This is a genomic window from Pseudomonas tohonis (genome assembly GCF_012767755.2).
GTDB lineage: Bacteria > Pseudomonadota > Gammaproteobacteria > Pseudomonadales > Pseudomonadaceae > Metapseudomonas > Metapseudomonas tohonis.
On sequence record NZ_AP023189.1, the window covers coordinates 334,884 to 358,665 of the forward strand.

Genomic DNA, 23,782 nt, shown 5'->3' on the forward strand with positions numbered 1-23,782 from the left:
GGGTCTTTGGTCTGGCAAGTCATTGCGTCATGACCGCGCGCCGCAGCTGGATCGCTGGCAGTAGTCGTCCCACATCAGGCCAGGTCCGTGGCATGCCGTCAATTTGACATTTCAGTGCCGCAGAGGCATATGAGATGGCGTTGTGCGGTCTAGCTAGGCCTTTACCTGGCTACGCCGCGGAGGGTATGAACAATGGATTTGTTCGAGGACGACTTACCGTCTGAGGCACTGGGCGCCACCTTAAGCCCGCTGGTCTCACCGCTCGAAACACCGCCCGACCTACCGGTGGAGGTTCGACTTGTCGCGGCCGTCTCGCGCCTGCTCGACTTCCACCAGGCACGAAGCTCTGGCAGCAATGTCTCGGTTCCCGAAGTGCCTGAGACGGCGGCGCACAACCTTCATCTCGCCATCTCCTTGATCACTGCGCTTGGGCAGTGGGAACTGGATCAAGGTCAGGCTCTGGTCTCGCTCAAGCAGCTACGACAGCTCGCGAGCGAGGATGTGCAGTCGGTCGATGAGGCAACCCTGGAACACTGCGTATTGTCGCTCTCGCATCCGCGCGAAATCCGCTTCGGAGTCAAGACTACAGAGGGAATTGGCGTCGCGAGTACGAGCGATACCACACCGCTCCTCATTTTCGACAGCAGCCTACGACAAGTGGGCCTGACCGATAACGCTCGAATGTTCATTCGTGTCGCCGAGCTCAAGGACAGCTGGCTCTACAGCGACCTTGATGCCCAGCGTCTGCTGGCCGCACTTGAGAGGCGTCAGTTTGCGGATATCCCCCGCTTCTGCCGGGAGATGCTTCGAGACCTTGCGACTAAGGCTCGGCAAATCGCTGATGTTTCCGAACGCCCTGCGTACACCGACCTGCGAGATGGGCTAATTCGAGAAGGTGCCACCATTAGCAGCGCTCTTCGGGAAGCTACGGGCCTTGTAGATAAGGCAATGCGGTACCTGTTCTCACCGCCCGTAGTAGATGCTTTTGAGCTGTGGAAGGCCTCTAACGGCATCTCTTACGAGTTGAGCAACCTTCAGGCGGAAATGGAAAGGGTTCTCCAGGCGACGGAGAGCCTTTCACGGAGGTTCGTGCACTTTTTGACTGAAGCGCAGCAGGCGCAAACAGTCCGTAGCCCATCAATTGGCTTCCTGGAGCTCGTCAACTCCCTACATTCGCGAACAGATGGGTTCCTTGAGCAACTCGAGGCTGCAACTGCCGACTTTGTCCCTTGGGCCCCCGATCTCGCCTTCTTCAGCCCTGACCTCGTCGCCGGCGAAGTCAGCCTATCGAAGCTCTATGTCCAGAGCCTCCCTGCTCCGCCCAAGCTGTCGTTCCGCCAGACCGACCAGGTAGATGACCACGCTGAGCAAGTGCACGAGTTTTTGCTGCGCAATGCCAAGCTGATAGTCAGTTCGCTGAAGTCAGGCCCCAAACCGCTTGAGGAGCTGCTGCGGCTTGAAGGGCTGGTCTACGAGGGGGCGGAAGGTCTTGCCGATTTCACGGGGGCCTATTCCTACCCCGAAGTCTTCGATGTGGGCGAGCAAAGTATTCGTGTCTTGCATCAGGACGAGCTGATCGAAGTATTTTCGGACAGCTCTGTTCTGGTCACCAGCAATCCGATTTTGTCTCTGGAGGTGCCTGATGTCCCCAGCTGAGCAAGGCTTCGTGTTCTCAATACTACTCAAGCATCGGGAACTCTCCACTCGGCCCATAGGGCGCTCGGCATATCCAGATGAGATACGTGCTGCTCGGATCTTGTTCGATTGCAGGCAGTCGGTGCTTGATGACTTCGACGAGTTTCTCTCCGGTCAGGGGTTGGGATTGCGTGTCCTGGACGGCATCGCAGACCTGGGTGTTCCTGACCAGAGCGGGCGCCCGATCGTTTACTACATCCTCTGTCGCCGATTTGGAGAGGAGTCGCCGTCCTACGTTGACGCCAAAGCGTTCTTTTCTGATTTCCGTGATCGTCGTCGAGAACGGAATGCTGATGATGAGGCGGTGGAGCTGAACAAAAGCTCTTCGGTCTTTTGGATCGCGAGGCTTTGGCTGACCCTTCAGTACTTCTTCTACGATCGGATCGATCGACCCGTCGGTAATCTCTACAACTGGCGCAATGCTCTGGTGAAAGAGGCCGACTTCATTATTCAGCTCAAGACCGATGTCGAGACGATGGGGAATACCGGCCGTCCAGAAGGCGAAGCGGGCTTGCTCTGGGATGACTACTGGCAGAAGCGAGCGAGCATCCCTCAGATTGCGCGACGGTTCTTCAAGCTCATGAAGCAATACCGAATGATCGAACAGACCGACCAGGACGGTATTTGGCGTCAGTCACTAGTGGCAGCCGTGGACATGTCCGGTATTGCTGATCGGTCCTTGCGCTATCTGATGCCAGCGGCAGATCAAGCATTTCTGACTCGAGCTCAATCGCTGATTAATGGCTACGAGGAGCTTTCCGTAGGAGAAGACGATGCCCCTGATTCACGCGTTTGAGGTCTCAAACTTCCTGAACCATCGACGCAAAGCTCCCTGGAGGCCAGACTGGCCCTGCAATCGCTTCTTGCTGGGTGGCTACCATGCCGCGCTCAACATCCCTAACGGACGTGGCAAGAGCACGATGGTGTTGATGATACTGGCGATGCTGGCCGGCAAGACCAAGAAGCTCAATGAGCTGATGCGAAAGCATGCCGCACCAGAATCTTACGGTGCGTTCACGCACCTACGTATCGAGATCACGCACCGCAACCCGGGCCACGAGGACCTGCTGCAGGAACTCATTGGCCCCAGTGACGGCGAAAGAATGGTCTTCGGTATGTATGGCAATGCTAGGGACGGCAGGACTTTCGATTTCTATGCATACCGGGGAACGTTTGATGACTGCCCCCTGGGTATAGAAAGTGGCCGAATTACCGACATAGTGACTCGCGAAGAGTTTTTGGAGTGTTTGAGGAAGCGCCCAGGCCTGTTTCCCTCCAACCAGAAAGAGCGACAAGACGAGGAGTGGCGGCGTTTCATCTCTGAGCACTTTGACGCTGCATCGATTCTGCAGCAGTACGCCTACCAGGCCGCGAACGCTGCGGAAGGCTCAAGCACCTACTTCGAGGTGGAGTCGAAGACGGGCAACTACAGCGCTCAGCTGTTCTACAAGCACCTCGCTCCCGAGCTGCTCGCAGATGTGATGGGTAGCTACGGCGAGGAGGATGAGCGTGGAATCGAAGACACGATCCATGAAAAGGCTAGCAGCGTGGTCCGGGCACGCAAGCGAACCAAAGAGACCGCGCGCGAACTAGATGAGGCCGAACGAGTTCTTGAGCGCCTTAGAGATCTTGACGAAGAGGTGCAGAAAATTGAGGCCGCACAAGCGGATTTGCACGCCACGCGGCGGCCCTTGATCGAAGAGCTTTGCGTTCTTGAAGACGCCGTGCTCAAGAATCCGATCCCAGGCTCTCCCCGTCCTCCTGCGGTAGAGGATCCAGATCTGTTCCACTACATGCTTCTGCAGCGCGAGGAATGGTGGATCACCGACCAGGGGCTCGCATCCTTGCTGAATGAGCCGGTAAGGGCTCTTAATCAGCGAGTGGTACGGGTCTTGAGTGCACGACCGGATACGAAAGCGCAGAAATCACAAGCTATTGATTTGTCTTGTAACCTTCCTCGTTTTATCCCTGCTCGTGGCGGCCATCCTGCGAAGCTTTACAACCTGCCTGATGCGATCACGCTTTGCTTCGACGCGATGAGTGATGAAGCAGCGTCTGATCGCGAGGCAGTGATCACACAGTTGAATGCAGCCTTCGCTTGGGCAAGGGATCACGCGGACACCAACCCAGCCCGTCGTGAAATCCGGAACAGCAATTTGCAGCGAGCGGCTATCGCTGTGCAGAACCGTACCCTGGAGGAAGAAGCCGGGGCGCTCCAAGGACGATCTACGGAGCTAAGTCATGAGGAGTCGGGGCTCAGAAGCGGCGGTGTAGCGTGGGAGATGCTTCAGAAAAGCGGCTACTTCAGTGAACAGGAGCTGGCCAACCCCGCAGGTACGGAAGCGGCAGTAACAGAAGAGTTATTGCGCGCGAACCGGGACTTCGATCATCACAACAGGGTCACGTCAGAGCATCAGTCAACCTTCTTGAAGTGGCAAGAATTCCAGGCTGAGCACGGTGAGGATGTTTCACCCGGTATTCTGGTAGCCGACTTGGAGCGCGAGGAGGTCGAGGCTAGGCAACAATTAGAGGAGGCAGACGGTAAGCAAGAGGCCCAAGCAAGCCTTGTCGCTAGGCTGGTCCAGCAGCACAAGCGAGCCAAATCCGATTTCGAGCGGCTTCGAGAGAGTCACTCCACGGTGACCCACTACCTCCCCGACACTCGAGTTTTCCATGAAATTTTCGCAGGCGAGTCTGCGAAGGGGCTGGAGCAGCAAGTCCACAGAGAGCTCGATGAGGCAAAGTCTAAGCGGGACCACTATTCTGATGAGTTGAGGTCACTCGCCGGAGCTATCAAAGCGCTGGAAACGTTCAGCCAAACGTATCCAAATAGCGACCCTGCTCAATGGCTTCACGCTCGAGCAGCCGAGAGAAAACAGCTAGGCGAGCGAGAAACGTCCATTCGTCTCGCATTGGGTCGCAGGAAGGAATTGCTGGCGCGTGCAGAAACGCATTGGCAGGCTGGGACATCGTTTGGTCTGCGCTTCGAGGGAGCTACGACCGAGGGTTTGGAAGCGCAGGTACAGCGTGAGCTCGAACACGCTCAAATTTCGCTCCGCCAGAATGAGCAAACCTTGGCAGCCCTCCAGCCCGACCTGGCGGCGATCGAGCAATTTCAGCAGCACTTCCCCAGCGCGCACCCTGGTGAGTGGCTTGCGTATCGATCTCAAAAGAAGACTCACGCCGACGAAGTGATATCCGCAAACGGGCTGCGTTTGGACTCTATGCTCGCTCAGCGGCACGTCGTTGCCGAGCATCGCGATGGGGCAGAGGCCTACGACTCCTACTTCCTGAATGAAGATCCATACGGTCTGATAGGCAGGATTGGAGCAGAGCTCGCATCCGCGAAGCTTCGGCGAGAAGACGCCCTAGGTGCTTTGACTCACATCCAAGCAGAGCTTGATGCAGTGGAGGTGTTTAGGTCTGAGGTGGTTGGCCTGGAGCCGGGGCTCTGGCTTGAACAATGGCGTGCATCTCGCTCAGCTGCAGAGCAGGCGCTGGCTGAGATGCGCGACGAGTATGAGCGCGTTGGTGAGCGGCGCCGTATCCTCGACAAGGATCCGGTGGTACCGAGCTCGACCGCACGTGCTGCTATGGATGTTGCGGGAACTACTGCTCAGCCACTTTACGCCTTTATTGATTCGCTTGAGCTCGGCGAAGCGCGCAAGGAAACGGTTCTATCACTGTTCTCTGCTTTGATTTTTGCCCCGGTGCTTCACAGTGTCGAGGCTGCAGCCGAAGTCGCAGGGCGCCTGGCTCAGGCAGAAATCGATGTCCCCGTACTTGTGGCAGGCCCGCTTGGTGAGTTCTGCCGAAGCGGCTCGATTTCTTATCAAGATGGTGTGGCCGTCACTTGGCTCGTCGGTGTCAAAACCTGGCCGGTGGCTTGTTTGCTGGACCCTGGTCTTCTGCAGCAAGAGCGTGCTCGACTTGATGTTTTGCTCAGTGAGCTGCGGGCCCAGATTGACGAGCTTCAGGCGCGCATTGATCGATTCGTTGCAGAGGAGCTTTTCGCTCAAACTGCAGAGCAGGCGCGAGATGCGATTTTGCGTCGAATTCCTGAGCGCGGTGCGGAGCTTAAAGCCTTCATCCAAGGGCTGGATGAGGATCTTCCCAGGCTCGAAAGGCGTGCCTCAGTGGAAGCTAAACAGGCCATTGAGTCTCGGCTGATTACCACTGAAACGCTCGGTCTTACGTCCAATGCTGGCTGGGATTCCATTCTGCATTCTGTGGCCGAGTTGGCTCGTCTTGTCGAGGGGCTTCAAGCAGGTATTGATGAGGCCCAGGCCGTACTCGTCGAACTTGAGCGGGACGCTGATCAGGAAGTCAATGCTGCAGTCGCTGCGAAGGCCATAGACGAAGGTAAGGCCCGTCAGGCTGAACAGCTACGTGGTTCCATATCCCGACTCCACTCTGAATTGCCTGCACTGGAAGATAGGGCGTCGAAAGATGCCCGGCTTTCCATTCGTGCCATGGCAAGCCTTCAAGATTTGCTCCAACTCTCTCCTGACGCCTCCTGGGTAGTCGTTCTGGAAGCGCGTACCCGGGTCGACGAGGATATAGCTGTCCAGGACGCGAAGCTGCAGGACGTTCTCCAATCCATCGAGCGATGGGATCAGACTTCGCTGATTGAGCCCGTCGCGCGTGAAGCAGCAGCAGCTATCGAGAATAGGGTCCCTGAGCAGCATACGACGTTGCTCGCGCTCGCCCAGGAGCTTGACCAAGTCATGCCCCGGCTGGAGACGCGAGCATCGTTCGATGCCATTACTTCCATTCGGGCGATGTGTGCCGTTGAAGAGGCATTGCAGGGTAGGTCGCCTGATGAGCTGAGCCTGACGATCCAGGAAGCCAGTACCAAATTCGATGTCCTTACTGTTGATCTCTCTGACCACGAGTCAGTGTTCGAGACGCTGGTGCAATTTAGGAAACGAAGTCAGGAACGGCTTGTTAAGGCCCTTGAGCAGGCCCGTCAGATTGATGGCTTGAGTCGTCTACAAAGCTTTGCGGATCACCCTGAGCATGGCCCGGACTTCATGGCGAAGGCTGACGAAGTAAGGGGCCAGCTTGAGCGTGCTCGTGAGTACGCTCAGCGCAGAGCTGCATTTGATTTCGAGGGTGTGGCGCAGTTTGTGGCGAGTGGTGGGAACGTCAGGCTGGCAGCCATTCAGGCAGAGCTTGGGCTCGCAGGAGATCGCCTTCAGGCGATTGCAGCACTTCTGAAAGAGAACCAGACGAAGGATGAGCAACTGCGTGCTGAACAGGAGACCCTTCGAAGGGCGGAGCGGCTCATCGACGAGTCGATCATACAAGTGCGGCGTGGCTACTTGGAGCGCAAGAAAGTAATACCTGAACCGGTCTCAATAAGCCCCGAGCAGTTACGTAACCATGAGCTCTATCGGGCGCTCCACCCGGCGGGTGACTCCTCTCATATGGGCCTTGCCCGAAGCATGGATCAGGCCTGTGAGTTGTTGTCGTCCGGAGAGGCTGAGCAGTTGCGGCAACGCTACAGCGAGGCTGGAAAAGGCCTTCAGCTTCACATGGAGAGTTTCATCAAGCTTACCGATAAGATATTGGGCGACTCTCACCTCAAGTTGCCTGAGGTGGCACGTACCCAGCTACGGCAAGCGCGCGAGAACCCGCCACTGGTCACTGTGATGCTGCAGGCCAGCCAGGTGTCATTCGATGAGAACATGAAGGTCAACAGGATTGCTGATGAGCACCTGGCTGAGGAGCGTGCCGGACTCAGTAGCTGGCTGACAAATTTCACGCTACGACTGCCTGACAACCTCAAAACACTGCGTACCATTCTCGCGCCTAAAGTTGATCAGACGTCCAAGGCTGTAACTCGAGCTGGGTTCCACGTTGATGCCAAGGTCATCGATTCAGAGGGTGTCCAGGCGCTGATCGAGTCGATTATCCAGGACGTTGAGAATTACGAGGATAACGAGCTGGCCAAAGAGTCTTCTGTGCGCGATCACCTAAGACAAAGTCTGCGCGACGACATCCGCAGAAACTTCTATCAGAAAGTGATTGTGAATCCCCGCATCTACCTCGTTCTGCCAGCTATGAGCGAGGCCCCCCTCGAGATGGAACGCGACATGGCGAGCTCTGGCCAGGGGATTGCCATTACCTTCCTCTGGATCCTACGGCTTTCAGAGTTCATAACGGAGAGGGAGATCCGCCGGCAAACCGTTGGGCGAGCGCAGCGTCAGCGGCTGCGCGATCGGTCCACAGGCTTCACTATCCTAGATGGTGCATTTTCCCACCTGTCCTCGAAAAGCTTGATTGATGAAACCTTGAAGGGCATTGAGGATACTACGGGGCGATTCCAGCTGATTGTCACTGTCCATGATCCCGCCTATCAGAACGATTTCAATCGATTCCCCGCTCTGGTAGTGGCCAGAGAGATGCAAGGGCATTACATGCGTGCTTGGTCTCACCTGAATGAAGTTGGCGAGAGAGATGTTTTAGGGCAAGAGACCCTCGCCACTTTTCAGGCCATCCGGGTGGCTCGTACAGCTAAAGCAGCGGAGGAAGGTCGGTGAGTATTGACGACCGGATACCAGAGCTGCAGGCAGCGATTTGGAAGCGCCTCGGGAAAGGAGCGTACTTGAGACCAGCCGGCCTGCTGGAAAAACTGGGGAAGGATCTGGGCCTTCACCATAGCGATGTCCGGCGTGGATTTATCAGGCTCAAGGAGCAGGGCTGGCTGGATAACGTGGCCGCCAATGGTGAGCCTATTGGTCAAGTCAGAGTCCTGGCTAGCAGGCCATCGGCTATCGAGTCAGACTCATTGTTAGTTTGGCGTTCGGCATTGCAGCGCAGCGCGCTGGATAGGGACTCGCAAGTACTGCTTGAGTCCCTGCACCTCGCAACAGACGGATTGTCTCCTGAGATGCTCGATCGGCTCGCAGCGGGTCTTGGCCGACTGCGAAAGGAGCTTAGCCAGCCTACGGATGAGTCAGCCTTCGTTATCAGTACCAAGTACCTGCTTGGATCGTCGAAAGTTGTTGGCAAGCTCCCGGTTGCTCCGATGCGCCAGTTCTGTCCAGCGTTATTCGCTCAGCCTGACCGTATCCCTTATGTGGTGACTGCCGGGCCGGCACTGCCCGAGCGGGTTGTGCTCATTGAAAACCCTTGGGCGTTTGAACGTGCCATTGAAGCTGGGTTGGCTGAGCGCTGTGCACTGATTGCGACATTTGGATACGGGCTTTCCAGGAGCGGTGAGGCGTATGGAAAACAGCTGCAGAGCCTCTTGAGCGGTAGTTGGGCGGACCTGATCCAACTGCGGAGAAATCCAGAAGTAGCTGAACTCTGCAGCTTGCTCACGCATCCGGTCATCGAATTCTGGGGGGATTTCGACCTGGAGGCGTTCCGGATCTATCGGAGTCTCCTTAAACGCTTGCCTCAGCTGGTGCTCAGCCCCCTTTACACAGCGCTGCGAGACCACCTGCTGAATGGAGAAGGACATGAGTACCATGCGATTACCGCAAAGGAAGGTCAGGCGCCCCTAGGGGGTGACGAGTTTGCGGATATGCCAGAGCTTCGAAAGCTCGCTGAGTTGTGCGCGGTCCGAGGCCTTGATCAGGAGTTTCTCTCGCTGCCAGAAATCGCTGTCCTAGGCACTTGTGAGAGGAGCTAAATCAAGAGCCGGCGAGAATTTATAACTCGTTGATATCTATTGTGATCTTGCTTTTGGGGTAGTCTAAAACCGACTCTCTCGAGGCCTATAGGAAAACCAGCCTGGATAGGCCCCGGCTTTCTAGAGACCGTCCTGTTGAAGAGTCTTACGCTTTGGTTGTGGCTGTTGCAGACCGCATAACTAGGACGCACAGCTCTGCATCCAGATTCAGGCTGTGATCGCACAGCAGGTGCACACCAGTAACTGTCATGCCCATATGCCTGGGCATGCGTTGTTGTCACAGATGGCGGGTCGTTGTTTGGACTTCCTCAAGTCGGAAGTAGCGGTCTCCAGACTTGAGTGCTGGGAACGCCTTGCAGTTCGCATAAGCCTGGCTGTATGAGACGTTGCCTCCCTGAATGTCGAAGACTATGTCCGCTGATCCATAGGATGGCCGGTGACTGAGATTATCGAGAGCCCCCATCTCTCCGCTTTCCTCGGCTGCCTTGATAACCACACCGTGCTCCGTTTTGTTTGTCTGTGGCAGGCGAGTTGCGGTTACGCTGACTTGGGATTGTAGTTACCAGGAAATCACAATTCAGGAGGCTTTATATTAGGCGCAAAACAGGCCGTAAGATCGGGCCATCGCCGATCAGCTGGAGTAGCCATCTTGCCGAATGTATTTTTCTCATACTGTCACGCTGACGAAGCGCTGCGAGATCAGCTTGAGAAGCAGCTCGCCATGCTAAAACGGCAAGGAGTCATCGAGACCTGGCATGATCGAAGGATCCATGCTGGCCAGGAAATCGATACTGCCATTGATGAGCATATCAACAGCGATGAGATCATCTTGTTGTTGGTCAGCCCGGACTTCATCGCTTCGGACTATTGCTACAACATCGAGATGAATCGGGCTATGGAGCGCCATCATGCGGGGGAAGCGATCGTCATCCCGGTAATCCTGCGCGCATGCGATTGGCACTACGCGCCATTCGGCAAACTGCTTGGCACTCCTCAGGATGGAAAGCCGGTAACGCAGTGGCCTGACAGGGATGAGGCGTTCCTGCAGGTGGCGAAAGAGGTCCGTAAAGCGGCTGAAAAGTTGCGCAGCACTCATGCGAAAGCTAGCCCGCAAGCTGCTCGAGTCGAACTAATTACCCCTCAACAGGCAGTACCTAGCGGACCGCGATCAAGCAACCTTCGCCTGGCCAAGACGTTCACTCAGCTGGACAAAGACCGATTCCAGATTGATACCTTCGAATACATCGCCCGCTATTTCGAAAACTCTCTGCAGGAGCTCCAGGCACGAAACCCAGGCTTCGAGGGCGTGTTTCGTCGTGTCGACGCCAATAGGTTCTCCGCGACCATCTACAAAGATGGCCAAGACGTTGCGAGAGCAACAGTCTTCGTTGGGGGGCAGATGGGGGCGGGGATCTACTACAGCCAAGGCGCTTCGTTCAGTGGCAACTCGTACAACGAAATGCTTACGGTGCAAGCGGATGACCAGTCTCTCTATCTCACCAGCTTGGGGATGACCTTCCGTAGGGGGCAGGACCAGAAGCTGTCCCAGGAAGGCGCCGCTGAACTGCTGTGGGAAACCGTCATCGCCCCTCTTCAGCGTTGAGCTGACGACTGCCAGTGGGGGCTGAAGAGAAATCCTTGAGCCAGAAATGACAAAGGCGGCCTCAGAGGACGCCTCAAACCATGTTTCGTCACCGGTATCTATAGCCGGGAGAGGAAGCTCATGGGCAGAGGCTCAGGATACCACTTGCGGAGCTTCTGCTGCTGGTTCATGACGACCGAAAGGAGTTGGCTGGTGTCGCTGAGCCGGCGCTTCCGGCTGCGGTTTAAGGCTGTTTCTGAAGCATTCTTGGGTCATAGAGGAAGTCCTCTTCCTCTATGACCTTGATGCCAGGCCAGGCGGGATAGCGTGAGTTGATCACTAGTTTCTTCTGAGCAGGCAGCATGGCAGAGGTCTCATCAGGCGCCAAGTGAGTGCCCGACTGCAGCCAGGCTGAGCCAAAGTCCACGCTCGGAGTGTCTGCCGGCTTTGTCCCGTCACAGAGAGAGCTCGAAGGTTGGCGTGGTTACTATTTGACCAATGTCAGAAAGTGGAATAGATTTCTGACATCGAAAGAACACACCGGCTCGAAAGCGATGAAAACTCTTCCTCAAACCATCTTGGAGCAAAGCAGGCAGCTGCCCGAGGGGGGGATGCTGGCCGCAAAGGATTTTCTTCATCTCGGAAGTCGGGCTGCAGTGGACCAGGCATTTTCCAGACTGGCCAAAGCTGGGCTGCTTCTTCGCGTGGTGCGTGGACTGTATGTGGCGCCAGTTACGAGCAGGTTTGGGACAAGGGCTCCGGCGCTAGAGAAGGTCGTCCAGGCTCTGGCTCAAAAGACCCAAGACGTAATCACAGACAGTGGCGCGCGAGCAGCTAACGGCCTTGGGCTGACCACCCAGGTACCTGTTATGTCTGTGTTCTTCACCCGCGGGCGAGGGCGCACGCTCACGTTGGGCAAGTCGAAGGTCGAGATCAGGCGCGTTCCTAAGTGGATGCTCTCGCTCGGTGCGACGCGCCCTGGGGCGGTAATTCGGGCGCTCGCTTGGTTAGGTGAGGCGCATATAAGTCATGCGATGGAAAAGCTGCGCAAGCTGCTATCCCCGGCGGATTGGCAGGAGCTGCGCTCTGTCCGGCATTTACTTCCGTTCTGGATGGCTATGGCGATCAGTCGTGATGTGGTCTGGTAGCTGGCCCGGTCTACGCTTAGCTAGGAGTCAGGACATGAGTTGTGGCTCTATGCCTTCTGGGGAGGTGACTATGACAATGCCCAACGAGCGCTCTCGGGCAGTGGTGAATACGCGGGAATTCCTTGTCGCGCTTTCTCGAGATGGCACCCTGCCGGAGAAGGTGCGCCACGACGCTAAATTCCTCTTGCGGCATTATCCAACATTGGACGACGTCATCCTGGCCGGGAAAATTGAGGAGCAGGCTGAGACGTTGCCCATCGGGGTAATGGGGCCTGTCTTCAGCTCGTCGCTGAAGTGAGCGTGCAAAGGGATCGAATGAAGCAGCGGAATCTCGCGTCAGCGCGGGCGGCGAGACCTAGTCGATCGTGGTGCCGCTTGAGGTTGGCTGAACAGTCGGCTCAGAAAATCATCCGCAAACAGTTCCGGATGTTTCCAGTCGATTTGGATTTTATGATTGTGTTTGCATCGGCCCCATTGCAAATTGTCCCGAGCCGTTGAGCGCATGAGTGCATCGGAACCAGTGGGGTCTGCAAAACCCAGTAAAAGTTCGTAGAGAAGCCCTTCTGGGATTTCATCTTCCGACTCTGTCCAAATGACGCCAGTTGAAATAGCTTGGTTCAATCGCATTTGTAGCTCGAATACGTATCGAACCTTACCGTCGAACTCGACCCTGGCCATGACAGCTACACGTTGCCGTACTTTAAGTTCGTCGCTGTAAAGCCAGGCTTTATCTTTGCCATCGTGCGTCGAGGGAAGTAAGCAAAGCGGGATCCGATTATTTTTGTCTATAGCTAGTTCTTTGGGCTGAAATCCCTCAGTGAGAAAGCAGACCTCCGCTAGCTCGTACTCATGCGCTTTGAACAAAATTATCGCTGTTGCGATGCTTTGATTCTGCACATCATTCGAAGTTAGCTGAAAGTTCTCGAGCTCCTTGTCTTTCTCTGTGGTGCCTGCAGGATTTTTTGCTTTTCCTCTGACTTCAGCTTTACGTTTCTTTTCTGAGTCGGGGCCGCCAGGTGCAGTAGTGGCCACTTCAACAGATACATTTTTTTTGACGTATTTTCCGCCTTCCTTCTCAGTCGGATCTGGCTTCGGCGAGCGTTTGACGGGAATTTTCTTTAGGCCTGGAAAGCGCTGGTCAATGTGCGGTGCATACACCGGGCTTCTAGCCTTCCTACGGTCCACGCCTTCATCAATAATCTGTTCGGCGGGCTCAATGTTGTTCAGTGCCAAGGGGACCATTTCTGAACCCCTTCCTGTTGACGTAGTGCTAGATCTCCCATCCCGGTCCCATTCTATGGAACCAATAGCGGGTACCCAGTCACAGCTTAATATTTGAGTAACTAGAAGTCGATTTTTGCCAATATTCCTGCCGAGCAGTTTAAAGCCGACTTTTCCTTCCGTTGGAGGAGCCGCCCGTATAGGCCATCGCTTAGACGATTGGCCGTCAGGTCCCCTGTCTGTGAAAATGGCTTTTGCTGCTCCGAGGGCATATTCATCGAAGAGCAACGCCGCCAAAAAATCTACTATCTGCTCAGGTACACCCTTCTTTAACCAGATTTTTTTATGCGGGCCAGTTGTAACGGATTTTTCTTTGTCATAAATGCTGAGCTCTGGATTAAGAATGTGCTCGCTAAGTACAAGCTCCGTCAGGAATGTTGAGTTCGCATAGAAGAAAAGAAAAATGTCTACGGATGGAATAATGACGCCGTAGCGGTCACCGTTATGGCCTATGCCCATATAAACCGTTTCGTTATCTTCCTCTGCGCTTGATTTTGTTCTTGGGATTATTGCCTCTGAGTTTTCTTCAGCAAAGCGTTTGAAGAACGTCAGATTTGCGCGAGAGAGATCAAGGGTGAGGCGTTTCTTTCTGGCCTCCACCAACTGGTAGTCGGTGCGAAGCAGGAACCCATCGCGTATGAGCCCATTTCGCCTCAGCGACGGCAGGTCGCCTATCGGCACAGGGACGATATCATCCGCCTCCTGCCTCGGTTGCTCACCGGGCTCCGTTACCTTTCCGATGACGACTTCGAGCCGCAGATCTTCCACGTCCGCATAGCTCTGCTTCACCAAGTACCTAAAGTTCTTGATGCGCCATAGGCCGTCCTTGTGGAGTTGTTCGTGATAAACCTCGCGGGTCATCTGAGCAATCTATTCTCATAAAAAGAGCACGATATTCTCAGATGCCAAAACCGCTATCAAATATTAAAACATCTTAGACCTTGGGCAGGTCGGCGGGAGCGAGGTTGAGGGTGATACGGCGCAGCGGGAATTCGAAGCCGCTGGTGAGGATGGCGCTGCGGACGCGGTCCTTGCTCTCCTTCACCGCCGTCTCCGGCAGGCCGACCAGGGCCAGCGAGGGCAGGCCGTTGGTCAGGTGCGCCTCGACCGTGACGGCCGGCGCTTCCACGCCCACCTGGGCGCGGCTGTGGACGAGGGCCAGGGACATGATCACTCCTTGATCGCTGTCACCGGCCGCCGGGTCATTCGGTCGGCGGCGGTGTCGGCGTGGCTTCGAGCTCGGCGACCTTGGCTTCCAGGGCCTCGAGGCGGGCGCGGGTACGGGCGAGGACGGCCATCTGGCTGTCGAATTCCTCGCGGCTGACCAGGTCGAGCTTGCTGAAGGCGCTCTGCAGCAGGGCTTTGAACTGGGTTTCGAATTCGGCGCGCGGCAGCGGGGTATCACCGCTGAACAGGCGGGAGGCGTGGGCACCGAGGGCGTCTAGCAGGGCTTTGGGCGGCAGCATGATGGACTTCCATGGACAGGCGGTGCGCAGTCTACCACGGGCGGTGGCAGGCCGATCCGGATGGACGGCGCACGATTTTTGAGCAACGGCCGATCATCCGCTGCGCCAAGTTGGTGCGTGTCGCCGGTGCCGCAACGGGCGCCGAGGGGGCATACGGCCAGTATCTGCTTGAAAAGAAGCGCTTTTGATGGAGCTGGCAAGCTTTCTGCTTTAGGGCTCATGACGCATGCACCGATGCAGTACCGGTGTGTCGGGCGAGGCGGGGGAGTGTTTCGCCGGAAGCGGTTGGTTTGCGTTCGAAGTGGCCGAGCCAGGGCGGTTCGACGCGTTACAAAGCCAGACACTGCGCTTAGACTTGAGCCGGGGTCGTTTTTCCTGGGGCAAGTCCACCAATACGGGAGAGAGTTTCATGAAGCTAGTCACTGCCATCATCAAGCCGTTCAAACTCGATGACGTGCGCGAGTCGCTGTCCGAGATCGGCGTGCAGGGCATCACCGTTACCGAGGTCAAGGGCTTCGGTCGCCAGAAGGGTCACACCGAACTGTACCGTGGCGCGGAATACGTGGTCGATTTCCTGCCCAAGGTGAAGATCGATGTCGCCATCGCCGACGATCAGCTGGATCGCGTGATCGAGGCCATCACCAAGGCAGCCAACACCGGCAAGATCGGTGACGGCAAGATCTTCGTCGTCAATCTGGAACAGGCCATCCGTATCCGTACCGGCGAAACCGGCACAGACGCGATCTAAGCCTCCGAACCCCAACGCCCCAGGAGAAAACAACATGACTCTGCGTAAAGCCGCAGGGCTAGGAGCCCTTTTGTCCCTCGTCACCCCCGGCCTGGCCATGGCCGCCGACGAGGTTGTGCTGAACAGTGGTGATACCGCGTGGATGCTGACCGCGACCGCGCTGGTGCTGTTCATGACCATCCCCGGCCTGGCGCTGTTCTACGGCGGCATGGTGCGTTCCAAGAACATCCTCTCGGTGATGATGCAGTGCTTCGCCATCACCGGCCTGATCAGCATCCTCTGGGTCATCTACGGCTACAGCCTGGCCTTCGACACCACCGGGATGGAACAGGGCGTCGTCAACTTCAACTCCTTCGTCGGTGGCTTCGGCAAGGCCTTCCTGTCCGGCCTGACCGTCGACAGCCTGACCTCCGCCTTCCCTGAAAGCGTGTTCATCACCTTCCAGATGACCTTCGCCATCATCACCCCGGCCCTGATCGTCGGTGCCTTCGCCGAGCGCATGAAGTTCTCCGCGATGCTGATCTTCATGGCCATCTGGTTCACCCTGGTCTACGCGCCGATCGCCCACATGGTGTGGAGCGGCAACGGTGGCCTGATGTGGGACTGGGGCGTACTGGACTTCGCGGGCGGCACCGTGGTGCACATCAACGCCGGTGTCGCCGGTCTGGTGGCCTGCCTGGTTCTGGGCAAGCGCAAGGGCTACCCGACCACCCCGATGGCCCCGCACAACCTGGGCTACACCCTGGTCGGCGCCGCCATGCTGTGGATCGGCTGGTTCGGCTTCAACGCCGGCTCCGCGGTCGCCGCCAACGGCACCGCCGGCATGGCCATGCTGGTGACCCAGATCGCCACCGCCGCCGCCGCCCTGGGCTGGATGTTCGCCGAGTGGCTGACCCACGGTAAGCCGAGCGCCCTGGGCATCGCTTCCGGCGTGGTCGCAGGCCTGGTCGCCATCACCCCGGCTGCCGGTACCGTCGGCCCGATGGGTGCCCTGATCATCGGCCTGGCCGCTGGCGTCCTGTGCTTCTTCAGCGCCACCAGCCTCAAGCGCAAGCTGGGCTACGACGACTCCCTGGACGCCTTCGGCGTGCACGGCATCGGCGGCATCATCGGCGCGCTGCTGACCGGTGTGTTCGCGGCCCCGGCCCTGGGTGGCTTCGGCACCGTCGAAGACATCGCCAGCCAGGTGTTCATCCAGTTCAAGGGCGTCGCCTTCACCGTGATCTACACCGCTGTCGTGACCTTCGTGATCCTCAAGGTCCTGGACCTGGTGATCGGCCTGCGTGTAAGCGAAGAGGAAGAGACCGTAGGCCTCGACCTGGCGCAGCACAACGAGCGCGGCTACAACCTGTAAGCGGCGGGGCCCGGCCCAAGTGCCGGGCCGTTCCACGGCGGCCCGGTGCCGCCGGACCTGGGGCCCTGGCTCGCTCGAGGTTGCCGTCGCCACGCGGCGTCGGCAGAGATTGCAACACGAGCCACGAAGGGCGCCCGCAAGGCGCCCTTTGCTTTTTCTGGAGCCGCGCTAGAATGCGCGCCGGACGACTTCGCAGCGGGAGACGCGCATGTGGCAGCAGACACTGATCACCCTTGGCGCGCGACCGCGGGGCTTTCATCTGGTGACCGATGAACTGCTTGCGAACTTGCCGGAACTGCGACGCTGTCGTGTCGGTCTGTTGCACCTGTGGCTGCAGCACACATCGGCATCACTGACCGTCAATGAGAATGCCGACCCCTCCGTGAGGCGCGATTTCGAGCGATTCTTCAATCGCCTCGTGCCCCAGGGGGAAGGTGGCTACGAACATGACTACGAAGGCCCGGATGACCTGCCGGCGCATTTCAAGTCGAGCCTGCTGGGCTGCCAGCTGACGCTGCCGATACAGGAAGGGCGGCTCGCGCTGGGGACCTGGCAGGGCATCTACCTGGGGGAACATCGCGATCATGGCGGTGCACGTCGGGTAGTCGCCACGCTCAATGGCGAGGCGATCTGATTTTTTTCCAGTGGCGTTAGCGCGCTGGCGCGGCTGGGCTATAACTAACCTGCTTTGGCAAGACAAGAGGTAGAACATGAGCGACGAAGATCTGGAACAAGACGAGCTCGAGGCATCCGACGAGGATGAGGGCGAGGAGCTCGCCGCAGCCGAAGACAGCGACGACGGCGACAGCGAAAGCGACAGTGAATCCCCCGCGCCTGCCGGCAAGAGCAAGAAGGCGGCGGTAGAGGTCGAGGAACTGCCGAGCATCGAAGCCAAGCAGAAGGAGCGCGATGCGCTCGCACGGGCCATGGAGGAATTCCTGGCGCGTGGCGGCAAGGTGCAGGAGGTCGAGCCCAACGTGGTCGCCGACCCGCCGAAGAAGCCCGACAGCAAGTACGGCAGCCGTCCCATCTGAGGTTCGTCGCCCCATGAAGAAGCCCGCGTTCAGCGGGCTTTTTCATGGGCGCCGGGTACTCAGCCCGGGGTGTTCCAGCGGCCCAGCAGGGCCGGCAGTTCCGCCAGGCTGCGAATTTCCGCGTCAGGATCGGTCTCGCCCTCCCAGGGCTTGCCCTGCGGGTTGAACCAGATGGCGCGCATCCCGGCGTTGCGTGCGCCGTGGATGTCGTCGCTGGGGTGGTCGCCGATGTGGACCGCCCGCTCGGCCGCGACCCCGGCGCGTTTCAGGGCTTCCTCGAAGGGGTGCGGGTCGGGCTTGCCGACGCCCAGCTCCTCGGCGCACAGGGCGAACTGGAAGTAGTCGGCCAGTCCCAGGCGGCGCACATCGGCGTTGCCGTTGGTGATCACCGCCAGGCGATAGCGGTTGGCGAGAATCTCCAGGGTCGGGTGCACCTCGGGGAACAGGTCGATGCGGTGGCGTGCCTCGAGGAAGACCTCGAAGCCGCGGCTGGCCAGGGTGCCCGCCTCGTCACGGGGATAACCGGCCTCTTCCAGTGCATGGAAGAGGATGCGCCGGCGCAGCTCGCTGAGACGGTGCTTGAGCCCGGGCTCGTCCGCCAGCAGCCGCGCGCGGATCGCCCACAGGTGCTCGATGGGCACCGGGCCCAGCTTCGGTGCCTGCAGCGCCAGCCACTCGCGCAGCGCCGCCTCGGCGCCGTGCATCACGGTGGCGACGTCCCAGAGGGTGTCGTCGAGGTCGAAGGTGATCAGCTGGATGCTCATTCGTCGCTCGCCTTGTTCCGCTTGGCCCGGGGATGGGCCTTGTCATAGACCGCCGCGAGGTGCTGGAAGTCCAGGTGGGTGTAGATCTGCGTGGTGGAGATGTCCGCATGGCCGAGCAGTTCCTGCACGGCGCGCAGGTCCTGGGACGACTCCAGCATGTGGCTGGCGAAGGAGTGGCGCAGCATGTGCGGATGCAGGTGCTGGCCCAGCTCGCGCACCCCGGCGGCGCGCACGCGCAACTGGATGGCGCGCGGCCCCAGGCGGCGCCCGGTGCGGCCGATGAACACGGCGCCGTCCTGCGGGTTGGCCAGGGCGCGCAGTGGCAACCATTGTTCCAGCGCCTGCCGGGCCATGCGTCCGACCGGCAGCTCGCGCACCTTGTTGCCCTTGCCGTGCACGCGCACGCTGCCGTCGGCCAGGTCGAGGCCGTCGAGGTTCAGGCCCACCAGCTCGGACAGGCGCAGGCCGGAGGAATAGAACAGTTCGAGGATCGCCTGGTCGCGGCGGGCGATGAAGTCGTCTTCGACCGCGCCGTCCAGCAGCTGCTGGGCGCGATCGGCGTCGAGGGTCTTGGGCAGGCGGCGCTCGCCCTTGGGCGCGCTGAGCCCGCTGGCCGGGTCGTGGCGGCAGACGCCTTCGCGTACCAGGTAGCGGTAGAGCCCCCGTACCGCGGAGAGCAGGCGTGCCAGGCTGCGGCTCGACTGCCCCTGCTGGTGCAGCCGGGCGACCATGCTGCGCAGGGTGCGCGGGTCGAGCGCGGACCAGTCGGCGACGGCGAAGGCCTCGCAAAGGGCGACGACCTTGCCCAGGTCGCGACGGTAGCCGTCGAGGGTATGGGGGGAAACCTGGCGCTCGCTGCGCAGGTGCTCAATATAGCGGTCCAGATCGGCGTTCATCCGTCTACTCCTGCCGCTGTGCCGTCGCCCGCCGCCTACCTCACCGAACGCAGCGGGGAGGCGAAGAGGGGCAGCACACGGGCCAGGACCTCGGCGATGTAGCCGAGGAACAGGGTGCCCAGCGAGCTCTTGTAGTGCTGCGGATCATGGCTGCCGATGGCCAGGATGCCGTGCTGGCCCTGGTGGTTGAGGGAGACCACGGCGGCGGAGCCGACCCTGGCGCCCTCTTCCTTGCCGAAGAGGAATTCCAGCTCATGGGCACGCAGCACGCCGCAGATGGTCTTGCCGGCGACCAGCAGGCCGCCGACGGCCTGTTGCGCTTCCACGCTGGTGACGCTGCGGCCTACCGGCAGGGTGCTGTCGCTGAACAGGATGAGGCTGACGAAGGGCACCTGGAACTCGTGGCGCAGGCTGTCTTCCACCGCGCTGACCACCTCTTCCAGGGTGCCGGCGTCGAGCAGGTCGAGCACCAGGCGGCGGGTCTTGTCGAACAGCCGGTCGTTGTCCCGGGCGACGTCCATCAGCTGCGAGAGCCGATGGCGCATCTCGATGTTGCGCTCGCGCAGCAGCTTGACCTGGCGCTCCACCAGGGAGACGGCCTCGCCCGGCTGGTGCGGGATGCGCAGTTCGGGGATCAGCTCCTCGTGGTCGACGAAGAACTCCGGGTGGTGCCGCAGGTAGGCGGCGACCGTCTCGGCCTCGAGGTGCTGAGGCGGTTCCTGGTGCTTGTCACTCATGCTCGCTGCTCGCTCATAGGCGGACCTGCCCTTCGTACACGCGTACGGCGGGTCCGGTCATCATCACGGACTGGTCCGGGCCGGCCCATTCGATGGACAGCTTGCCACCCGGCAGCTCCAGTTGCACGGGCGAGTCCATCCAGCCCTGGCGGATGGCGGCGACCGCGGCGGCGCAGGCGCCGGTGCCACAGGCCTGGGTTTCCCCCGCACCACGCTCCCACACGCGCAGGCGCGCCTGGTGGCGGTCGATGACCTGGAGGAAGCCGACGTTGACCCGCTGCGGGAAGCGCGGGTGGTGCTCGATCTTCGGGCCCAGCTCGTGGACCGGGGCGCTGCCGATGTCGTCGACCCGCAGCACCGCATGGGGATTGCCCATGGACAGGGCGGCCAGCTCGACCTGGCGACCGTCGACCTCGACGGCGTAGCTCAGCGCCTCGGCGTCGGCGACGAAGGGGATCTGCTGGGGCGCCAGGCGGGGCGGGCCCATGTCGACGCGGACCTGGCCATCGGCGCGCACGTCCAGCTCGATGATCCCGCTCTTGGTCTCGACGCGGATCTGCTTCTTCACCGTCAGGCGCTTGTCCAGCACGAAGCGGGCGAAGCAGCGGGCGCCGTTGCCGCACTGTTCGACCTCCGAGCCATCGGCGTTGAAGATGCGGTAGCGGAAGTCGACGTCCGGGTTGGTCGGCGCCTCGACGATCAGCAGCTGGTCGAAACCGATGCCGGTGTGGCGATCGCCCCATTGCTTGGCGTGCTTGGGCTGGATGTGCGCGTGCTGGCTGACCAGGTCGAGGACCATGAAGTCATTGCCCAGGCCGTGCATCTTGGTGAAACGCAGCAGCATGGGTTCACTCCGGTAGCAGGCTTTCGCCGGCGTAGAGTTCCTCGACGGTCTCGCGACGGCGGACCTCGTATGCCCGCTCGCCGTCCACCAGCACCTCGGCGGCGCGGCCGCGGGTGTTGTAGTTGGAGCTCATGACGAAGCCATAGGCACCGGCGGAGCGCACGGCCAGCAGGTCGCCTTCGGCCAGCGCCAGTTCGCGGTCCTTGGCGAGGAAGTCGCCGGTCTCGCAGATGGGGCCGACCAGGTCGTAGCGGCGCTTCTCGCCATCGCGAGGCTCGACCGGGACCACGTCCATCCAGGCCTGGTACAGGGCCGGGCGGATCAGGTCGTTCATGGCCGCGTCGATGATCGCGAAGTCCTTGTGCTCGGTGTGCTTGAGGTATTCCACCTGGGTCAGCAGCACGCCGCCGTTGGCGACGATGTAGCGGCCCGGTTCGAAGACCAGGGTCAGCTCGCGCCCGGCGATGCGCTCGCGCACGGCCTTGATGTAGTCGCCGGCGACCGGCGGCTGCTCGTCCTTGTAGCGCACGCCCAGGCCGCCGCCGAGGTCCAGGTGGCGGATGTGCACGCCCTGGGTGGCGAGGCGGTCGATCAGCGCCAGCAGGCGGTCGAGGGCATCGAGGAAGGGCGGCAGCGAGGTCAGCTGGGAGCCGATGTGGCAGTCGACACCGATCACGTCCAGGTTCGGCAGCGAGGCGGCGCGCAGGTAAACGGCCTCGGCCTGCTCGATGGCGATGCCGAACTTGTTCTCTTTCAGGCCGGTGGAGATGTAGGGGTGGGTGCCGGCGTCCACATCGGGGTTCACCCGCAGGGAGACCGGGGCCTGCATGTCCATCTCGGCAGCGACGACCTGCAGGCGCTCGAGTTCCTCGGTGGACTCGACGTTGAAGCAGTGCACGCCCACTTCCAGGGCGCGGCGCATGTCGTCACGGCTCTTGCCGACGCCGGAGAAGACGATGCGGTCGGCGCGGCCACCGGCGGCGAGCACGCGTTCCAGTTCGCCGCTGGAGACGATGTCGAAGCCCGAGCCCAGGCGCGCCAGGAGGTTCAGCACGCCGAGGTTGGAGTTGGCCTTGACCGCATAGCAGACCAGGTGCGGGACGCCCGACAGGGCATCGGCATAGGAGCGGTACTGCGCCTCGATGTGGGCGCGGGAGTAGACGTAGGTGGGCGTGCCGAAGCGCGAGGCGATGGCGGACAACGCCACGCCCTCCGCGAACAGCTCACCGTCGCGGTAAGTGAAGGCGTCCATCAGCGCCCCCTCAGTGCGAATGTTCGGCGGAAGACGGCTTGGATTCGTCCGGCAGATACAGCGGGCCCTTCTGGCCGCAACCGGCGAGCAGGCAGGCAACGGCGACGAGCGCGACGAAAGGGGTGAGCAGTCGCTTCATGGCGAAATCCTTGAAGAAAGCGTGAATTGCCCGGGAGTATACCGACCGCCCGGCGCCTTGCCTATGCGCCGGAAAACCCGCCGGACGTGGCTTGCGGCTAGCCAATCGGCCCTTCGCGGGCCTAGGATTGGCGCCCAAAAACGGAGGCCGAATGGACCTATCCACCCCGCTGGCCAGCTCGGTTTCGGTGGCCTACCTGCAAGGCCTGGTCGATCACCTGGCGCGCCAGGGCATCGAGCCTGCCGAGCTGCTGGCGCACGTCCAGCTGACCCCGGCCATCCTCGGCCAGCGCGACCAGCGCATCGCCGCCAGCGCCTACCTCGAGCTGCTCGCCCAGGGCATCCGCCTGACCGGCGACACGCGGCTCGGCCTGCACCTGGGCGAAGCGGTGCGGCCCGGCTACTACGGTGTGCTTGGTTACCTGCTGATGAGCTGCGCGACCCTGGCCGATGCCCTGCACCGCCAGGCGCGCTATGCGGCGCTGGTGGGCAACCTGGGGCGGGTCGACCTGGCCGACGAGCCGGAGCGCCCGGGCCATGAGCCGCTGGTGGTGCATAGCTGGGAGCCCTTGCTGCCGCAGCAGCGCGAGCAGGTGGCGGAGGAGTCCCTCGCCGGCTGGGTGACCTTCGGGCGCTGGATCAGCGGCCTGGACATCCCGCCGACCGAGGTGCGTTTCCAGCATGCCGCGCCGGCCGATCTCACCGAGTACCAGCGGATCTTCCGCTGCCCGGTGCTGTTCGGCCAGGCTGACAACGCACTGGTCTTCCCCCGTCGCCTGCTGGCCACTCCCCTCGGCCAGGCCGATGCCCAGGTGCGGCAGATGCTCGATGCCTACGCCGATCGCCTGCTGGGCGAGATCAACCGGGGCAACAGCGTGCTCGACCGGGCCCGGGTCATCCTCGCCGGCCAGCTGTCGGAGCAGGGCCCCGACCTGGAGCGCCTGGCCGAGGCATTGGCGCTGAGTCCGCGTACACTGCAGCGTCGCCTGCGCGAGGCCGGCCTGTCGTTCAGCCAGCTGGTGGACGAGACGCGCCAGCAGCTGGTGCTGCATTATCTGCGCGATCCGGCGCTGGAACTCGCCGATATCGCCTTCTTCGTCGGTTTCAGCGAGCCCGGTTCGCTGGCCCGAGCCTTCCGTCGCTGGACCGGGCAGAGCCCCGGCGAGTACCGGCGCCATTTGTCACCCTTTCCCTGAGGAGC

At 60.3% G+C, this 23,782-nt stretch carries 20 protein-coding genes and 1 pseudogene; 12 read left to right on the forward strand and 9 right to left on the reverse strand.

Annotation, left to right across the window (positions count from 1 at the left end):
* Positions 1 to 192 precede the first annotated feature (192 nt).
* The 7 genes from HSX14_RS01560 (at position 193) to HSX14_RS01590 (ending at position 12,365) form a co-directional block, all read left to right on the forward strand.
* The gene (locus HSX14_RS01560) at positions 193 to 1,656 is read left to right on the forward strand and encodes a hypothetical protein (protein WP_173176765.1); all 1,464 of its coding nucleotides are present in this window, start codon (positions 193 to 195) and stop codon (positions 1,654 to 1,656) included.
* On the forward strand, positions 1,643 to 2,491 hold the full coding sequence (locus tag HSX14_RS01565; RefSeq protein ID WP_173176763.1) for a hypothetical protein: 849 nt from the start codon (positions 1,643 to 1,645) through the stop codon (positions 2,489 to 2,491). The genes HSX14_RS01560 and HSX14_RS01565 overlap by 14 nt, the downstream gene beginning before the upstream one ends.
* Entirely contained in the window at positions 2,469 to 8,240 is a 5,772-nt protein-coding gene (locus tag HSX14_RS01570; RefSeq protein WP_173176761.1) for a coiled-coil domain-containing protein, read from the forward strand. Before HSX14_RS01565 ends, HSX14_RS01570 begins: the two co-directional genes overlap by 23 nt.
* A complete protein-coding gene (locus HSX14_RS01575) occupies positions 8,237 to 9,337 on the forward strand; it encodes a hypothetical protein (protein WP_173176759.1) in 1,101 nt (366 codons plus the stop codon). Before HSX14_RS01570 ends, HSX14_RS01575 begins: the two co-directional genes overlap by 4 nt.
* A 649-nt stretch (positions 9,338 to 9,986) precedes the next feature.
* Positions 9,987 to 10,940, forward strand: coding sequence for a toll/interleukin-1 receptor domain-containing protein (locus HSX14_RS01580; RefSeq protein WP_173176757.1), 954 nt, complete (start codon positions 9,987 to 9,989; stop codon positions 10,938 to 10,940).
* Positions 10,941 to 11,311: 371 nt separating this feature from the next.
* Positions 11,312 to 12,067: a DUF6088 family protein gene (locus tag HSX14_RS01585; protein WP_228723529.1), complete on the forward strand. Its 756-nt coding sequence runs from the start codon at positions 11,312 to 11,314 to the stop codon at positions 12,065 to 12,067.
* Between the two features lie 70 nt (positions 12,068 to 12,137).
* Complete coding sequence (locus tag HSX14_RS01590; RefSeq protein ID WP_173176755.1) at positions 12,138 to 12,365, forward strand: BPSL0761 family protein; 228 nt, start codon at positions 12,138 to 12,140, stop codon at positions 12,363 to 12,365.
* 38 nt (positions 12,366 to 12,403) lie between these two features.
* Here the strand turns inward: HSX14_RS01590 and HSX14_RS01595 are convergent, their stop codons facing one another.
* The 3 genes and pseudogenes from HSX14_RS01595 to HSX14_RS01605 form a co-directional block, all read right to left on the reverse strand.
* Entirely contained in the window at positions 12,404 to 14,209 is a 1,806-nt protein-coding gene (locus HSX14_RS01595; protein ID WP_173176753.1) for a hypothetical protein, read from the reverse strand.
* Between the two features lie 79 nt (positions 14,210 to 14,288).
* Positions 14,289 to 14,516: pseudogene (locus tag HSX14_RS01600) on the reverse strand (magnesium chelatase domain-containing protein); the annotation flags it as partial.
* 34 nt (positions 14,517 to 14,550) lie between these two features.
* The gene (locus HSX14_RS01605; RefSeq protein ID WP_111261184.1) at positions 14,551 to 14,814 is read right to left on the reverse strand and encodes an accessory factor UbiK family protein; all 264 of its coding nucleotides are present in this window, start codon (positions 14,812 to 14,814) and stop codon (positions 14,551 to 14,553) included.
* Between the two features lie 409 nt (positions 14,815 to 15,223).
* Between HSX14_RS01605 and glnK the strand changes: the two genes are divergently transcribed.
* The 4 genes from glnK to sutA all read left to right on the forward strand — a co-directional run bounded on the left by glnK (position 15,224) and on the right by sutA (position 17,950).
* Positions 15,224 to 15,562 carry a P-II family nitrogen regulator gene (gene glnK, locus HSX14_RS01610; RefSeq protein WP_003457590.1) on the forward strand — a complete coding sequence of 113 codons (339 nt, stop codon included), beginning with the start codon at positions 15,224 to 15,226 and terminating at the stop codon, positions 15,560 to 15,562.
* Between the two features lie 34 nt (positions 15,563 to 15,596).
* Entirely contained in the window at positions 15,597 to 16,916 is a 1,320-nt protein-coding gene (locus HSX14_RS01615) for an ammonium transporter (protein ID WP_111261183.1), read from the forward strand.
* A 208-nt stretch (positions 16,917 to 17,124) separates the two neighbouring features.
* Entirely contained in the window at positions 17,125 to 17,550 is a 426-nt protein-coding gene (locus HSX14_RS01620) for a secondary thiamine-phosphate synthase enzyme YjbQ (RefSeq protein ID WP_111261182.1), read from the forward strand.
* A gap of 76 nt (positions 17,551 to 17,626) precedes the next feature.
* Entirely contained in the window at positions 17,627 to 17,950 is a 324-nt protein-coding gene (gene sutA, locus HSX14_RS01625; RefSeq protein WP_111261181.1) for a transcriptional regulator SutA, read from the forward strand.
* A 59-nt stretch (positions 17,951 to 18,009) separates the two neighbouring features.
* On the opposite strand, the gene HSX14_RS01630 is transcribed toward sutA, so the two are convergent.
* From HSX14_RS01630 to lptM, 6 genes are read right to left on the reverse strand one after another with little or no spacing between them, the layout of a single operon-like run.
* Entirely contained in the window at positions 18,010 to 18,714 is a 705-nt protein-coding gene (locus HSX14_RS01630; RefSeq protein ID WP_173176751.1) for an HAD family hydrolase, read from the reverse strand.
* Positions 18,711 to 19,610, reverse strand: a complete 900-nt coding sequence (gene xerC, locus HSX14_RS01635; protein ID WP_173176749.1) for a tyrosine recombinase XerC — start codon at positions 19,608 to 19,610, stop codon at positions 18,711 to 18,713. The genes HSX14_RS01630 and xerC overlap by 4 nt, the downstream gene beginning before the upstream one ends.
* Before the next feature lie 35 nt (positions 19,611 to 19,645).
* Positions 19,646 to 20,347, reverse strand: a complete 702-nt coding sequence (locus HSX14_RS01640; protein ID WP_173176747.1) for a DUF484 family protein — start codon at positions 20,345 to 20,347, stop codon at positions 19,646 to 19,648.
* A 13-nt stretch (positions 20,348 to 20,360) separates the two neighbouring features.
* On the reverse strand, positions 20,361 to 21,191 hold the full coding sequence (dapF, locus tag HSX14_RS01645) for a diaminopimelate epimerase (protein ID WP_173176745.1): 831 nt from the start codon (positions 21,189 to 21,191) through the stop codon (positions 20,361 to 20,363).
* A 4-nt stretch (positions 21,192 to 21,195) separates the two neighbouring features.
* Complete coding sequence (lysA, locus tag HSX14_RS01650) at positions 21,196 to 22,443, reverse strand: diaminopimelate decarboxylase (protein WP_173176743.1); 1,248 nt, start codon at positions 22,441 to 22,443, stop codon at positions 21,196 to 21,198.
* Positions 22,444 to 22,453: 10 nt separating this feature from the next.
* Complete coding sequence (gene lptM / locus HSX14_RS01655) at positions 22,454 to 22,582, reverse strand: LPS translocon maturation chaperone LptM (RefSeq protein WP_173176741.1); 129 nt, start codon at positions 22,580 to 22,582, stop codon at positions 22,454 to 22,456.
* 151 nt (positions 22,583 to 22,733) lie between these two features.
* Between lptM and HSX14_RS01660 the strand changes: the two genes are divergently transcribed.
* Entirely contained in the window at positions 22,734 to 23,777 is a 1,044-nt protein-coding gene (locus tag HSX14_RS01660; RefSeq protein ID WP_173176739.1) for an AraC family transcriptional regulator, read from the forward strand.
* The last annotated feature ends 5 nt before the right edge of the window (positions 23,778 to 23,782 follow it).

Bases quoted from the DNA above. Each gene is read 5' to 3' on its own strand.
- HSX14_RS01660 (WP_173176739.1), top strand. From the start codon at position 22,734: ATGGACCTATCCACCCCGCTGGCCAGCTCGGTTTCGGTGGCCTACCTG.
- HSX14_RS01615 (WP_111261183.1), top strand. From the start codon at position 15,597: ATGACTCTGCGTAAAGCCGCAGGGCTAGGAGCCCTTTTGTCCCTCGTC.
- HSX14_RS01570 (WP_173176761.1), top strand. From the start codon at position 2,469: ATGCCCCTGATTCACGCGTTTGAGGTCTCAAACTTCCTGAACCATCGA.
- lptM (WP_173176741.1), bottom strand. From the start codon at position 22,582: ATGAAGCGACTGCTCACCCCTTTCGTCGCGCTCGTCGCCGTTGCCTGC.
- glnK (WP_003457590.1), top strand. From the start codon at position 15,224: ATGAAGCTAGTCACTGCCATCATCAAGCCGTTCAAACTCGATGACGTG.
- HSX14_RS01590 (WP_173176755.1), top strand. From the start codon at position 12,138: ATGACAATGCCCAACGAGCGCTCTCGGGCAGTGGTGAATACGCGGGAA.
- HSX14_RS01640 (WP_173176747.1), bottom strand. From the start codon at position 20,347: ATGAGTGACAAGCACCAGGAACCGCCTCAGCACCTCGAGGCCGAGACG.
- HSX14_RS01565 (WP_173176763.1), top strand. From the start codon at position 1,643: ATGTCCCCAGCTGAGCAAGGCTTCGTGTTCTCAATACTACTCAAGCAT.
- HSX14_RS01620 (WP_111261182.1), top strand. From the start codon at position 17,125: ATGTGGCAGCAGACACTGATCACCCTTGGCGCGCGACCGCGGGGCTTT.
- sutA (WP_111261181.1), top strand. From the start codon at position 17,627: ATGAGCGACGAAGATCTGGAACAAGACGAGCTCGAGGCATCCGACGAG.
- HSX14_RS01595 (WP_173176753.1), bottom strand. From the start codon at position 14,209: ATGACCCGCGAGGTTTATCACGAACAACTCCACAAGGACGGCCTATGG.
- HSX14_RS01605 (WP_111261184.1), bottom strand. From the start codon at position 14,814: ATGCTGCCGCCCAAAGCCCTGCTAGACGCCCTCGGTGCCCACGCCTCC.
- lysA (WP_173176743.1), bottom strand. From the start codon at position 22,443: ATGGACGCCTTCACTTACCGCGACGGTGAGCTGTTCGCGGAGGGCGTG.
- xerC (WP_173176749.1), bottom strand. From the start codon at position 19,610: ATGAACGCCGATCTGGACCGCTATATTGAGCACCTGCGCAGCGAGCGC.
- dapF (WP_173176745.1), bottom strand. From the start codon at position 21,191: ATGCTGCTGCGTTTCACCAAGATGCACGGCCTGGGCAATGACTTCATG.
- HSX14_RS01630 (WP_173176751.1), bottom strand. From the start codon at position 18,714: ATGAGCATCCAGCTGATCACCTTCGACCTCGACGACACCCTCTGGGAC.
- HSX14_RS01560 (WP_173176765.1), top strand. From the start codon at position 193: ATGGATTTGTTCGAGGACGACTTACCGTCTGAGGCACTGGGCGCCACC.